Annotated in this window: 14 protein-coding genes and 1 pseudogene; 9 read left to right on the top strand and 6 right to left on the bottom strand. The window is 59.0% G+C overall.

What is annotated here, in order from left to right; translation table 11 throughout:
* Positions 1–152: 152 nt before the first annotated feature.
* Both cspE and ACYF6X_RS10045 read left to right on the top strand, forming a co-directional pair.
* On the top strand, positions 153–365 hold the full coding sequence (gene cspE, locus ACYF6X_RS10050; protein WP_033638238.1) for a transcription antiterminator/RNA stability regulator CspE: 213 nt from the start codon (positions 153–155) through the stop codon (positions 363–365).
* Between the two features lie 114 nt (positions 366–479).
* Positions 480–558, top strand: a pseudogene (locus ACYF6X_RS10045).
* 213 nt (positions 559–771) lie between these two features.
* On the opposite strand, the gene ACYF6X_RS10040 reads toward ACYF6X_RS10045, so the two are convergent.
* On the bottom strand, positions 772–1,449 hold the full coding sequence (locus tag ACYF6X_RS10040; protein ID WP_460925593.1) for an isochorismatase family protein: 678 nt from the start codon (positions 1,447–1,449) through the stop codon (positions 772–774).
* A gap of 253 nt (positions 1,450–1,702) precedes the next feature.
* Here ACYF6X_RS10040 and ACYF6X_RS10035 point away from each other — a divergent pair, with 253 nt between their 5' ends.
* Positions 1,703–2,131, top strand: a complete 429-nt coding sequence (locus ACYF6X_RS10035; protein WP_063989628.1) for a universal stress protein — start codon at positions 1,703–1,705, stop codon at positions 2,129–2,131.
* Between the two features lie 315 nt (positions 2,132–2,446).
* Positions 2,447–3,202 (top strand): meso-2,3-butanediol dehydrogenase, encoded by a 756-nt coding sequence (gene budC / locus ACYF6X_RS10030; RefSeq protein ID WP_025302549.1) that lies wholly within the window; start codon positions 2,447–2,449, stop codon positions 3,200–3,202.
* Between the two features lie 43 nt (positions 3,203–3,245).
* Here the strand turns inward: budC and ACYF6X_RS10025 are convergent, their stop codons facing one another.
* The 4 genes from ACYF6X_RS10025 to puuD are packed head-to-tail and all read right to left on the bottom strand — an operon-like array spanning position 3,246 to position 7,365.
* Positions 3,246–4,526: an NAD(P)/FAD-dependent oxidoreductase gene (locus tag ACYF6X_RS10025; protein WP_063989629.1), complete on the bottom strand. Its 1,281-nt coding sequence runs from the start codon at positions 4,524–4,526 to the stop codon at positions 3,246–3,248.
* Between the two features lie 11 nt (positions 4,527–4,537).
* The gene (gene puuC / locus ACYF6X_RS10020; RefSeq protein WP_130017946.1) at positions 4,538–6,034 is read right to left on the bottom strand and encodes an aldehyde dehydrogenase PuuC; all 1,497 of its coding nucleotides are present in this window, start codon (positions 6,032–6,034) and stop codon (positions 4,538–4,540) included.
* 15 nt (positions 6,035–6,049) lie between these two features.
* Entirely contained in the window at positions 6,050–6,607 is a 558-nt protein-coding gene (gene puuR / locus ACYF6X_RS10015) for an HTH-type transcriptional regulator PuuR (RefSeq protein WP_016928041.1), read from the bottom strand.
* On the bottom strand, positions 6,604–7,365 hold the full coding sequence (gene puuD / locus ACYF6X_RS10010; RefSeq protein ID WP_039566470.1) for a gamma-glutamyl-gamma-aminobutyrate hydrolase: 762 nt from the start codon (positions 7,363–7,365) through the stop codon (positions 6,604–6,606). Before puuD ends, puuR begins: the two co-directional genes overlap by 4 nt.
* 219 nt (positions 7,366–7,584) lie before the next feature.
* Here puuD and ACYF6X_RS10005 point away from each other — a divergent pair, with 219 nt between their 5' ends.
* The 5 genes from ACYF6X_RS10005 (at position 7,585) to ACYF6X_RS09985 (ending at position 13,268) form a co-directional block, all read left to right on the top strand.
* The gene (locus tag ACYF6X_RS10005) at positions 7,585–9,003 is read left to right on the top strand and encodes a glutamine synthetase family protein (protein ID WP_025302553.1); all 1,419 of its coding nucleotides are present in this window, start codon (positions 7,585–7,587) and stop codon (positions 9,001–9,003) included.
* 308 nt (positions 9,004–9,311) lie between these two features.
* A complete protein-coding gene (locus tag ACYF6X_RS10000) occupies positions 9,312–10,682 on the top strand; it encodes an APC family permease (RefSeq protein WP_130017948.1) in 1,371 nt (456 codons plus the stop codon).
* Between the two features lie 91 nt (positions 10,683–10,773).
* Positions 10,774–11,667 carry an aromatic amino acid DMT transporter YddG gene (gene yddG, locus ACYF6X_RS09995; protein ID WP_130017949.1) on the top strand — a complete coding sequence of 298 codons (894 nt, stop codon included), beginning with the start codon at positions 10,774–10,776 and terminating at the stop codon, positions 11,665–11,667.
* A gap of 73 nt (positions 11,668–11,740) precedes the next feature.
* Positions 11,741–12,013 (top strand): hypothetical protein, encoded by a 273-nt coding sequence (locus ACYF6X_RS09990; protein WP_004941292.1) that lies wholly within the window; start codon positions 11,741–11,743, stop codon positions 12,011–12,013.
* A gap of 373 nt (positions 12,014–12,386) precedes the next feature.
* Complete coding sequence (locus ACYF6X_RS09985) at positions 12,387–13,268, top strand: nucleoside-specific channel-forming protein Tsx (protein ID WP_049272741.1); 882 nt, start codon at positions 12,387–12,389, stop codon at positions 13,266–13,268.
* Between the two features lie 54 nt (positions 13,269–13,322).
* Here the strand turns inward: ACYF6X_RS09985 and ACYF6X_RS09980 are convergent, their stop codons facing one another.
* On the bottom strand, positions 13,323–13,502 hold the full coding sequence (locus ACYF6X_RS09980) for a hypothetical protein (RefSeq protein ID WP_025160261.1): 180 nt from the start codon (positions 13,500–13,502) through the stop codon (positions 13,323–13,325).
* Between the last annotated feature and the right edge of the window lie 376 nt (positions 13,503–13,878).

Genomic DNA, 13,878 nt, shown 5'->3' with positions numbered 1-13,878 from the left:
AAGCAGTTTTAGTAAAGCAGTTCTCAGTATTAGCGATATCCCTCAGATACCTCTTCTTCCGCGAATTTTCTTCTCTAGTGCCCCATAAGTTTCCAATAAAAACAGACCTCTATCGCCCTATGGCGTCGCAAAAATATAAAGGAAATATCTCTATGTCTACTAAAATGACAGGTTTGGTAAAATGGTTTGATGCAGGTAAAGGCTTCGGCTTTATCACCCCGGCAGACGGCAGCAAAGACGTGTTCGTACATTTCTCTGCTATCCAGAGCAACGATTTCAAAACGCTGGACGAAGGCCAACAGGTTGAGTTCACTATCGAAAATGGCATGAAGGGCCCTTCTGCCGGCAACGTGGTCGCGTTATAATTTTCGGCCGAGGTACGATTTCTTACGACAGCGATGAGGGTTTAAGCCGGAGCAGTTAAGAAATAACGTCCTCAGCCTGAATAAACTCCGGGTTCGCCCGGAGTCTTTACCAATACGTCATTAGCTCAGCAGGAAGAGCGGCAGCGAAATTATCCGTTGGCGGACTGGGGTTCGATTCCTCGATGACGTTCCAATAATTAATTATTATTGGCAACAGAAAAACAGATTGCCGCAGAATTAATAACGCCGCGTTTCAGTCTATTTTTCTGTTGTGAAAAAGTCGCGCTTAGGCTGCGTAATGTTGGAGTGTTGGATGGACGCTTACGCCATAACATGACAGCCGGGAAAGTCACCGGCACGCGATTAATAGCCCCGGCCTTGGCCGGGGTTTTTTATGCCCACGATCTTAACGCTGCGAGTCCAGCCGTTCGTTGTTTTTCACCACGTCCTGCGCTTTGAGGTAGCTCTCGATCAGCAACTGATAGGCCGGGAAGATTTTGGTGTAAACCTCGGCCCACTGCTGAGCGTCGGCGCGATTCCAGCTGCCCTGCAGCTCCGAGGCCACGCCGGCGGTGTCGATCGGTACCACGCCGGCCTGCACCACGCGTGCCAGGGTGATTTCCTGCGCCATTTTCGAGTAGGTGCCGGAGGCGTCGATCACCGCGAACACTTTATAGCCTTCGGCCACCGCGCTGATGGACGGGAAGGCCATGCAGACGCTGGTGATGGTGCCGGCGATGATCAAGGTTTTGCGGCCGGTGGCTTTGACCGCCGCCACGAAGTCCGGGTTGTCCCAGGCGTTGATCTCCCCTTTGCGGGCGACATATTGCGCGTGCGGCGCATTTTGGTGAATATCCGGGATCAGCGGGCCGTTCGGGCCCTGCGGCACCGAGGCGGTGGTGATCACCGGCAGTTTGCTGAGGGTGGCGATGCTGGCCAGGGCGGCGGCGCGGGCGCGCAGTTCAGTCATCGGCATATCGGCGACGGTTTGGAACAGGCCGCTCTGGTGGTCGATCAGGAGCATGACCGCGTCATTGGCATCAATAACAGGACGCTGGCCGTTGAAGTTGGCTGGAGTGGTCATGGTGTTTTCCTTTTCTCGTCGTGAGGTCAGTGGGTATCTTCTTTGATTGATAAGGCTGAAACTCAGCACTTGCCTACAGTGTAGGGAGGGGAGAAAAATCCGGTAGACCGTGCAGTCGGGATGCATCGTTCCACGGATGGAACGACGGTGCGGCAGGCGAGTGAACCGGCGCTGGGCTAAACTTAAGGTGCATAAGAAACATGCGGCAAGGAGCGCCATCCTGTTTACGGATCTGACGAGGAGGGCCGCCATCATGGCTTACCGGCATATTGTTGTCGCCACGGATCTCAGCGAAGACGCCGAGTTCCTGCTGGGCAAGGGCGCCAGGCTGGCCGCTGCGCTCAATGCCAAACTTTCCCTGATCTATATCGACATTCATCGCGCCGGTTATTACGTCGATCTGGGCGTGGGCGATTACAACTACACCGATCGCACCTTTTCGGAGCGGGTGAAGAATATGCTCAATGCGATCAAAGGGCAGTCGTCCTATCCGGTCGAAGAGGTGATCGTCAGCCGCGGCGCGTTGACGGAAGAACTGAATCGGGTGGCGAAGGAAAAAGGGTTCGACCTGGTGATCTTCGGCCACCATCATGATGTCTGGAGCCGACTGATCTCTTCGGCGCGTCAGGCGATCAACGAACTGAACGTCGATCTGCTGGTTGTCCCCATCGAGAAAAAATAGTTGCGGCCGCCTGCGGGCGGCTGCCGTTTTTCATTCACATCGTTTATCTCTGTGTGGCCATAACCGCACACCTGCAATAGTCTCGCCCACTGACAATCCGCCTGACAAATAGTGACTCTCCGTAATTTTATTTTATCCATCAGTATGTTGGCCAAAATCCGATAAAGGTTAATCCAGCGCATTGAAATCACTGACATACCTCCTTTTGGTTAATAAACCGCACGTTTTGACTGGCTCTCAGGGGTGGGGCGTCTTATCCTCGGGGCAATGAGATTTGTATGACTTATATAAATACGTTCACATGGAGGAGGTCTCATGCGTTTTGACAATAAAGTCGTGGTTATCACCGGTGCGGGCAACGGCATGGGGGAAGCGGCGGCACGGCGTTTCTCCGCCGAGGGCGCCATCGTGGTGCTGGCCGACTGGGCCAAAGAGGCGGTAGATAAGGTTGCCGCTTCGCTGCCGAAGGGCCGGGCGATGGCGGTACATATCGACGTGTCCGATCACGTCGCGGTTGAAAAAATGATGAACGAGGTGGCGGAAAAACTGGGCCGCATCGACGTCCTGCTGAACAACGCCGGCGTACACGTGGCGGGCAGCGTGCTGGAAACCAGCGTCGACGACTGGCGCCGCATCGCTGGGGTCGATATCGACGGCGTGGTGTTCTGTTCCAAATTCGCCTTGCCGCACCTGCTGAAGACCAAGGGCTGCATCGTCAATACCGCGTCGGTGTCCGGTCTGGGCGGTGACTGGGGCGCGGCCTATTACTGCGCGGCGAAAGGCGCGGTGGTCAACCTGACGCGCGCCATGGCGCTGGACCACGGCGGTGACGGCGTGCGCATCAACTCGGTCTGCCCGAGCCTGGTGAAAACCAACATGACCAACGGTTGGCCACAGGAAATCCGCGACAAGTTCAATGAGCGCATCGCGCTGGGGCGTGCGGCGGAGCCGGAAGAAGTGGCGGCGGTGATGGCGTTTCTGGCCAGCGACGACGCCAGCTTTATCAATGGCGCCAACATTCCGGTCGACGGCGGGGCGACCGCCTCGGACGGCCAACCGAAGATCGTCTAAGCGTTAACGCACAGGCCCGGCCATGATGACCGGGCCTGCTGTTTTAGACGCCGATACGGTCGCGCAGCGTGTAGTAGGCCGCGCCGATGGCGGTGAACGGGATCTGCAAATTGCGCCCGCCGAAGAACGGCAGGTGCGGCAGTTTGGCGAAGGCGTCGAAGCGTTCGGCGTCGCCGCGCATCAGCTCGGCGATCAGCTTGCCCGCCAGATGGGTGCAGGTCACACCGTGGCCGCTGTAGCCCTGCATGTAGTACACGTTATTCTCCAGCCGGCCGAACTGCGGCATGCGCGACAGCGTCAGCAGGAAGTTGCCGGTCCAGCGATAGTCGATACGCACCCCTTTCAGCTGCGGGAAGGTCTTCAGCAGCTTCGGCCGGATCAGGTTGTCGATGTCGTCCGGATCGCGCGCGCCGTACACCACGCCGCCGCCGTACAACAGACGATGATCGGCAGTGATGCGGTAGTAATCCAGCAGGTAGTTACAGTCTTCCACGCAGTAGTTCTGCGGGATCAGCGCCTGCGCGATCTCCGGCGCCAGCGGTTCGGTGGTCACCACCTGGGTGCCGCACGGCATGCTGCGCTTGGCCAACCGCGGTTCCAGCTTGTCGCCCAGATAGGCGTTACCGGCGACGATGACGAAACGCGCCTTCACTTGGCCGTTGGCGGTGCTGATGAGCGCTGGTTCGCCGTGGTGGATGTTCGTCACCGCCGATTGTTCGAAGATGCGCCCGCCCTGCAGGCGAATCGCCTCGGCCTCGCCCAGCGCCAGGTTGAGCGGATGGATGTGGCCGCCGCTGTGATCGAGCAGCGCGCCGACGTAGCGATCGCTGGCGACTTCCTGGCGCACCCGATCTGCATCGAGCAGCTCGAGTTGGGTATTGCCGTAGCGCTCCCAGTTGCGCTTTTGCTCGATCAGCGCATGGAACTGCTTGTTGTTCAGCGCGGCGAAGATGCCGCCGGGGCGGTAGTCGCAGTCGATGGCGTAGCGGCTGATGCGGCTGCGGATGATCTCCGCGCCTTCAAACATCATGCTGCCGAGCAGGCGGGCGCTTTCCGCGCCGTAGCGCTCTTCAATCACATCGATGTCGCGGCTGTATGAGTTGACCAACTGGCCGCCGTTGCGGCCGCTGGCGCCGAAACCGATGCGCGCCGCTTCCAGCACCACCACGTTATAGCCGGCTTCCACCAGGAACAGCGCGGAGGAGAGGCCGGTATAGCCGCCGCCGATCACGCAGACGTCGCACTCGATCGATTCGTTCAGTTGCGGATAGGGCTGATGTGCGTTGGCCGTGGCCGCATAGTAGCTTTTTACGTGTTCAGTCATGAGATAAGCCCTTATTCCAGCGAGATCCAGGTGGTTTTCAATTCGGTGAACTTGTCCAGCGCGTGCAGCGATTTGTCGCGGCCGTTGCCGCTCTGCTTGTAGCCGCCGAAGGGTACGGTCATGTCGCCATCGTTGTAGTTGTTGACGAACACCGTGCCGGCTTTCAGTTGGCGCGCCATGCGGTGCGCGCGGGCCAAATCGCGGGTCCAGACCGCGGCGCCGAGGCCGTATTCGCTGTCGTTGGCCAGCTGCAGCGCCTGTTGCTCGTTGTCGAAGGTGGTCACCGCCAGCACCGGGCCGAAGATTTCATCGCGCGCCACGCTCATGGCGTTGTTCACCTGGGTGAGGATGGTCGGCCCCAGATAGCCGGCGTGGTCGCCCTGCGGATGGTCGCGCCCGTCGAGGAACAGTGCGGCGCCCTGGCTCAGCCCCCGATCGATATAGCCGGCCACTTTTTCGCAGTGGCCGCTGTCGATCAGCGTGCCCATCACCGTGTCGGGATCGAGCGGATCGCCGGGAACGAAGGCCGCCGCGTGTTTGCGCAGCGCCTGCAGGAACGCTTGCTCAATGCTCGCTTCGACCAGCAGGCGAGTGCCGGCGATGCACACCTGCCCCTGATTATAGAAGATGCCGGCGGCGGCGCTGCGGGCGGCCTGATCCAGATCCGGGCAATCGGCGAAGACGATGTTGGCGCTCTTGCCGCCGGCCTCCAGCCAGACGCGTTTCATGTTCGATTCGCCGGCGTAAATCATCAGCTGTTTCGCCACCAGCGTGGAGCCGGTAAAGGTGAGGGCGTCGACGTCGCGGTGCAGCGCCAGCGCCTTGCCGGCGTCGTGGCCATAGCCGGGCACCACGTTCAGCACGCCGTCCGGTAGCCCGGCCTGCTGCGCCAGTTTGCCGAGCAGGATGGCGCTCAGCGGCGATTTTTCGGAGGGTTTGAGCACCACGCTGTTGCCGGCGGCCAGCGCCGGGCCGAGCTTCCAGCAGGCCAGCAGCAGCGGGAAGTTCCAGGGCACGATGGCGCCGACCACGCCGATCGGTTCGCGCTCGATCAGCGCCAGCGCCTCGCGGCCGGTGGGGGCGATTTCGCCGTAGACCTTATCGATCGCTTCGGCGTACCAGCGGATGCAGCGGATGGCGCCCGGCACGTCATCGCGCAGGCTGTGGCGAATCGGTTTGCCGGTGTCCAGCGTTTCCAGCAGTGCCAGCTCTTCGTGATGCTGTTCCATCAGATCGGCGAAGCGCAGCAGCGTGGCTTTGCGCTGCGTCGGGGCGGCCTGTGCCCAGTCGCCGCGCTCAAAGGCGGCGCGTGCCGCGCTGACCGCCCGATCGATGTCGGCGGTTTCGCCGCGCGCGACCTGCGCCAGCTCACGGCGGCCGGCGGGATCCTCCACGGCGAAACGTTTCCCCGCGGCGGCCGGCTGGTAGCGGCCGTCGATAAACAGCTGGTGCTCAATCTTCAGGGCCTGCGCCCGTTGTTGCCAATACTGCAAATGGTGAAAGTTCATGCCTGGCTCCGTTGATCAGAATGTCGTCGGCGTATGGGCGCTGATAATCCGGCAAATGCGCGCCGACGTGTTGCTGAAACTGTGGGGGATGCCGGTATTGATGGCGTAGCTCTGCCCGGCCAGCAGGTGATAGCTCTGGCCGTTGACCTGCAGCACCACTTCACCCTCCAGCAGCGTGCCGATCTCTTCCCCCTGATGCTTGATGCGCTCGCCGGTGGTGGTGCCCGGTTCGTAAGTCTCGATCATCATCGCCAGCGTGCGGTTCGGGTCGCCGTTGTGGATAAGCTTCATCGAAACGCCCTGGCTGCCGATTTCGATCAGGTCGTCGCTGTCTATCACGATCTGCGGCTCAGCCGGTTTTTCCGGCTCGGCGAAAAACGCCGACAGCGACAGACCGTACACCGTCAGCAGCTTTTGCAGCGTGCTGATGGCCGGGCTGACCTTGTCCTGCTCGATAGTGCTGATGGCGCTGTGGGTTAACCCAGACAGTTCGGCGACCCGGCGCTGCGACAACCCCAATTGTTGACGGATCTGCGACAGACGTTTTCCCGGTGCCAAGCTGACGTCGCTCATGGGCGTTTTTCCTTTTGATAGTTCCGACAGGCGGTGATGAAACCATCAAACAACAGGCGCGATAGGGCGTACTCATCGCTGTTCCACTCCGGGTGCCACTGCACGCCGAGCGCGAAGGGCTGATCGCGCACGCTGATCGCCTCCACCAGCCCGTCGGCGGCGTGCGCCTCGATGCGAACGCTCGCGCCCAGGGTTTTGGCGCCCTGGCCGTGCAGCGAGTTCACCCAGAATCTGTTGCAATCCGGTATCAGTTGCGAAAGCAGCCCCCCTTCCTGAACGATGACTTCGTGGGCGGGGGCGTATTGCTGTTCCAGCGGCAGATCGTGATCTTCACGATGCTCCAGCAGCTCGGGCAGTTCGTACAGGCGGCGATGCAGGGTGCCTTGGGTGGCGACCACCATCTCCTGCATGCCGCGGCAAATGGCGAAAAGGGGAATGCGCCTGTCGAACGCCTGGCGGATCAGCGCCAGGCTCAACGCGTCTCGGCCAGGATCGGCGTCAGGCTCATCGCCGTTTTCACCATAAAGGTGCGGCTGCACATTACTGGGGCTGCCCGGCAGCATAATGCCGTCGAGGCGCGGCAGCAGTTCCGCCAGCATTTCCGGCTCCGCCAGCGCGTGCGGCAGGGCGATCGGCAAGCCGCCGGCGGTGATAACGGCATTCAGGTACTTTTCTTGCAAGGTCTGTGTGAGGTGCCCGTTTAACCTATACCTGCACATGACGACGCCGATGACTGGTCTGTTAAATATATTGTCCATGCTATCCCCTTGGTACGTTCGAAATTATGAACGATAAGCTTCTCCACCGCCGATTTCGTTCAATATTCTATAAATCTAGCAGTCGATTGGGCAATATTCAAACCAAAAGTAACACTTGCAAAACAAATTTGTTTCATCTACGTTTCATTTGTGGGCATTATATTGAACAATACGGTCAATAAACATCGACGACAGCAAAACACAAACGGCGGGTGAACCATGCAGACCAACATCGTAGAAGTGGAAAACTTTGTTCAGCACAGTGAAGAGAGACGAAGTAGCGCGTTTCAGCGCGAAGTGAAGAAGTACCTGGAACGTTATCCGTTAACCCAACATGTCGACGTACTGTTGACCGATCTGAACGGCAGCTTCCGCGGCAAACGCATCCCGGTCGGCGGCCTGAATAAGCTGGAGAAGGGGTGTTACTTCCCGGCGTCGGTATTTGCGATGGATATTCTCGGCAACGTCGTCGAAGAGGCCGGGTTGGGGCAGGAGCTGGGTGAGCCGGATCACGTATGCGTGCCGGTGCCGGGCACGCTGACACCGTCGGCGGCGGACCCGCAATATATTGCGCAGGTGCTGCTCACCATGCTGGATGAAGATGGCACTCCCTTTGACGTTGAACCGCGCAATGTGCTGAACCGAGTGTGGCAGCGTTTGCGTCAGCGCGGGCTTTCCCCCGTGGTAGCGGTAGAGTTGGAGTTCTATCTCATCGATCGTCAACGCGACGCGGAGGGCTATCTGCAGCCGCCGTGCGCGCCGGGCACGCAAGAGCGCAACACCCAAAGCCAGGTGTATTCCGTCGATAACCTGAACCATTTCGCCGACGTGCTGAGTGAGATCGACGAACTGGCGCGTTTGCAGGGCATTCCGGCGGACGGCGCGGTGGCGGAGGCGTCGCCGGGGCAGTTCGAGGTCAACCTGCACCATACCGACGACGTGCTGCAGGCCTGCGATCACGCGCTGGCGCTGAAGCGGCTGGTGCGCATGGTGGCCGAGAACCACAACATGCAGGCGACCTTTATGGCCAAGCCGTATGAGGAGCATGCCGGCAGCGGCATGCACGTGCACATCAGCATGCTGAACGCGCAGGGCAACAACGTGTTCGCCGACGACGACGGCGAAGACTCGGCGCTGCTGAAACAGGCGCTGGCGGGCATGATCGCCCTGATGCCGTCTTCGATGGCGCTGCTGGCGCCGAACGTCAACGCCTACCGCCGCTTCCAGCCCGGCATGTATGTGCCGACCCAGGCCTCCTGGGGGCATAACAACCGCACCGTGGCGCTGCGCATTCCCTGCGGCGATCGCGACAACCACCGCGTGGAGTACCGTGTGGCGGGCGCCGACGCCAACCCTTATCTGGTGATGGCGACCATTCTGGCCGGTATCGTCTACGGCCTGGAAACCGCGCTGCCGCTGCCTGAGCCGGTGACCGGCAACGGGCTGGAGCAGGACGGGCTGCCGTTCCCGATCCGCCAGAGCGACGCGCTGTACGAGTTCGAACATCAGCCGGTGCTCAATGCATTGCTGGGCGAACGCTTCAGCCACGTCTATCTGGCCTGCAAAACCGATGAGCTGGTGCAGTTCGAGCGCCTGATCACCGAAACCGAAATCGAGTGGATGCTGAAAAACGCCTGATCCCGCTCACCCTGCGACGACCGCGCGCGTCCGGCGCATTTCATCGGCTCTCCTGTGGCCGGTGAGGCTGCGCGCTGCGGTACTGAATTTCTTCTATCACGGCGTACAGGACGCCGACGAGGAAATAACCATGACTCAGTCATTCCCCTGCGCAGACGTTTGCCTGTGCCGCAGTGCCTACGGGCCGGTCGCCGGCCGCCCGACAGTGTTCCCAACCCGTTTTTCCCGCCGCCTGAGCAGCAGTTTCCCCGCGGCCTCTCTGGATGACGTTGCACGGTTGACAGCAGAGGACCAAGAGGGGAAATGCCATGACGATTAAAGCCATCGACGGCGGCCCTGCGGGCAAACCGCAGCTGCGCAAATCCCTCAAGCTGTGGCAGGTGGTGATGATGGGCCTGGCCTATCTGACGCCGATGACGGTGTTCGATACCTTCGGCATCGTCTCCGGTCTCACCGACGGCCATGTGCCGACCTCCTATCTGTTGGCGCTGGCCGGCGTGCTGTTCACTGCCATCAGCTACGGCAAACTGGTGCGCCAGTTTCCTACCGCCGGCTCCGCCTACACCTATGCGCAGAAGGCGATTAACCCGCACGTCGGTTTTCTGGTGGGGTGGTCATCGCTGCTCGATTATCTGTTCCTGCCGATGATCAACACGCTGCTGGCGAAGATTTACCTGACCGCGCTGTTCCCGGAAGTGCCGCCCTGGGTGTGGGTGGTGGGCTTCGTTATCCTGATCACCGCCATCAACCTGAAAAGCGTCAATTTGGTGGCCAACTTCAATACCCTGTTCGTATTGGCGCAGGTGGCGATCATTCTGGTGTTCATCTATCTGGTGGTGCGCGGCCTGCACAACGGCGAGGGGATGGGCACGGTGTGGAGCCTGCGGCCGTTCCTCAGCGAGAATGCGCACCTGCTGCCGATCATTACCGGCGCGACTATCCTGTGTTTTTCGTTCCTCGGTTTTGACGCGGTGACTACGCTGTGCGAAGAGACGCCCGATGCCGCCAAGGTGATCCCGCGCGCCATCTTCCTGACCGCGCTGTACGGCGGGGTGATCTTTATCAGCGTGTCGTTCTTCATTCAGCTGTTTTTCCCGTCCATTCAACGCTTCCACCAGCCCGACGCCGCGCTGCCGGAGATCGCGCTGTACGTCGGCGGCAAGCTGTTCCAGTCGATCTTCCTGTGCGTGACCTTCATCAACACGCTGGCCTCCGGCCTGGCGTCGCACGCCAGCGTGTCGCGCCTGCTGTACGTGATGGGGCGCGACAACGTGTTCCCGGAGAAATTCTTCGGCTACATCCACCCCAAATGGCGCACGCCGGCGCTCAACGTGCTGATGGTCGGGCTGGTGGCACTGTCTGCGCTGTCGTTCGATCTGGTGACCGCCACGGCGCTGATCAACTTCGGCGCGTTGGTGGCCTTTACCTTCGTCAACCTGTCGGTGATCAGCCACTTCTTCATTCGCGAAGGTCGCAACAAAAGCTGGAAGGATCGCTTCAACTTCCTGCTCCTGCCGCTGGTGGGGGCGCTGACGGTGGGGGTGCTGTGGCTGAACCTGGAGAAGAGCTCGTTGACCATGGGGCTTATCTGGGCGATGCTGGGCTTTGGCTATTTGGCCTGGCTGACCCGGCGTTTTCGCCAGCCGCCGCCGCAGTTCGAGCGGCAGCCGCAGCAATAAATTCACAGGCGGGAGTTTCCCGCCTTTCTTTTTGGCGCGTGCGGCAGTAGAGTGAAAAACCTGATAAAAAATAACCCATTGGACCCGCCTTATGCCCGCTTTGCCCTCGCGTACCCGCGCCACGCTGTTCGGTTTGTTGGCCATTTTGCTGTGGAGCAGCGTCGTCGGCCTGATCCGCAGCGTCAGCGAAGGGCTGGGGCCCATCGGCGGCGCGGCGATGATCTACAGCGTCAGCGCGGTGTTTTTGCTGGTGGCGCTCGGCGTGCCGAAATGGCGCAGCTTTCCGCGGCCTTATCTCATCGTCGGCAGCCTGCTGTTCGTCAGCTACGAGATCTGCCTGTCGCTGTCGCTCGGCTACGCCAACACCCGCCTGCAGGCGATAGAAGTGGGCATGATCAACTACTTGTGGCCCTGTTTCACCGTGCTGATGGCGCTGGCGCTCAACGGCCAAAAGGCCAAATGGTGGCTGCTGCCGGGGCTGCTGCTGTCGCTGTTCGGCATCGGCTGGATCATGAGCGGTGAGGGCGGCTGGTCACCGGCGCAGATGCTGGCCAACGTGCGCAGCAATCCGCTCAGCTACGGGCTGGCCTTCAGCGGCGCGGTGATCTGGGCGCTGTACTGCAACCTGACCAAGAGGATCGCCCAGGGCAGCAACGGTGTGGTGCTGTTCATCGTGCTGACCGCGCTGGCGCTATGGCTTAAATATGCCTTCAGCGCGGAAAGCGGCATGCAGTTCAGCGCCGGCGTGACCGTGACGCTGCTGTGCGCCGGGGTGGCGATGGGGGCAGGGTATGCCGCCTGGAACGTCGGCATTCTGCACGGCAATATGACGCTGCTGGCGACCGTCTCTTATTTCACTCCGGTGCTGTCTGCGGTGTTCGCCGCGCTGGTCTTGCACACCTCGCTGACCGCCAATTTCTGGCAGGGCGTGGCGATGGTTACCCTCGGCTCGTTGATCTGCTGGCGGGCAACTCGCGGAAATTAACGGAAATTATCCGCCGTCGGCGCAATGTTGAACTAGAATTTAACTAGCCATGTTGCCTGAAGGAACGACGACGATGAGAAGCGACATTCAATTTATTCAACAACCCGAAATCGACGTGCATCACTATGAGCGCGGCGATACCGTGCGCCTGACCACGGCGAATCTGCGGCATGAATATCAGCTCGACGTTTATATTTTGCGCCGCGACGACAAGCTGATTTATGGTTCGGTCGTTGCGGCGGCGCCCAAGACCGACATTCCGGTCGCCAGCTGGGAGGTCAAAAACGGTGAAGAGGTGGCGTTCCGCCAGGAAAACATCGCCAAGGCAGTGCCGGCGGTGAACTGATTTCGCTGTGCGTATTTTCTGCTGATTTTGATGAAGGCCGACGTTTATGCGTCGGCTTTTTCTTTTCCACAACACGATGGCGAGCAGGTGACGCCTTGATGACAGTGGGCTCAAAAACTGCGCTAAAAATCGATGTGCATGACAAAAATCACAGCGAATGTGAATTTGAATGAAACATAATTTGACAAATGTGAACGCAATCGATTACCTATTCGCGAAATGCGTAACTGGATCACAGATTCTTACAGTCAGTGGTTTCTATAATGCGCGCGTCATCCGAGTTTCTGTGTGAAGACAACGCCAGGTGTCGGCAGACTCATTGTCATCTTTTCTAAACGGGCAGGAAATGGCCCTTTAAGCATGTGGTAATAAAATGAAAAAAATAGCTCTCGCAGCAGGTGTACTGCTCGCAGCGTCTTACAGTGCATCATCAATGGCTGATAGCAAAGACAGTCAATATGTCTCCGACTGGTGGCACCAGAGCGTCAACGTGGTGGGCAGCTACCACACTCGCTTCGGGCCGCAGCTGAATAACGACGTGTATCTCGAATACGAAGCCTTCGCCAAGAAAGACTGGTTCGATTTCTACGGTTACGTTGACGTGCCGAAGTTCTTCGGCGTGGGCAACACCCCGGATCGCGGCATCTGGGACAAAGGTTCCCCGCTGTTTATGGAGATTGAACCGCGCTTCTCCATCGACAAACTGACCGGCACCGATCTGAGCTTCGGGCCGTTCAAAGAGTGGTACTTCGCCAACAACTACATCTATGATCTGGGCCACAACGCCGACGGCCGTCAAAACACCTGGTACATGGGTCTGGGCACCGATATCGACACCGGCCTGCCGATGAGCCTGTCGATGAACATCTATGCCAAATACCAGTGGGAAAACTACCAGGCTGCCAACGAGAACAGCTGGGACGGTTACCGCTTCAAGGTGAAATACTTCGTGCCATTGACCCAGGTGTGGGGTGGCAACCTGAGCTACATCGGCTTCACCAACTTTGACTTCGGTTCCGATCTGGGCAAGGACAGCCATTGGGTTGACGGCACCGGCAAACAGGTGCGCACCGGCAACTCGATCGCCTCCAGCCATATTTTGGCGCTGAACTACGATCACTGGCACTATTCTTTCGTGGCGCGTTATTTCCATAACGGCGGCCAGTGGCAGGATGGCGCGGATATCGGCACCCCGCAGGGCCCGATCAAGTCTACCGGTTGGGGTTATTACCTCGTGGTCGGCTATAACTTCTGATTTTCCGTGTTATCAGAAACAGAAAACCCCGCCTGGCGGGGTTTTTTTTCGTCATCACTGGGCTTGTTCGACCGGGAGATGCTTCACCGGCATAAACAGCCTGCCTTTGATCACGTGACATTCATTATTTATCCAACTAATGATTTGTTCACGGCTGACGCCTTCCGACTGCGCGTACCGATGAAGATCGCCGTTAAAGTGTCGAGTGATGTATTCCATGAGGGTCATTTGCACGTCTTTTGCTCCTGAACGCCCACCCGTTGCCAGCCTGGCCACCGCGGGAGGTTGAGGTTTCTCAGACAGCGAATGTAAATTATCGGCAACTAAATCTCAACATAAAGCACCAGATTGGGGCGACGGCGGCGGGAAAAAGAATCCCGCACGGAGAGGCGGGAAGTGTTCGCTATTATCATTATGGATGATAAGAATAAGATTTGAGGTGCGACGAAAAAGAGCATGCTAACTCTTTTTTGTTACCTTCCCACGCTAGCGTAAGGCTTATTTTTCTTCAAGAAAAATCTGAGGTAAGTATCGGCATTTTCGAGGCGTTTTGCGTTAAAACAAGATTTTGGCGCGTCTGCCGTCAAACCGCGCCGTTATCTCGGAGTTT

This window comes from Serratia sp. ID 25-353 (assembly GCF_054792795.1).
This window is presented reverse-complemented; position numbering and strand designations above follow the sequence as displayed.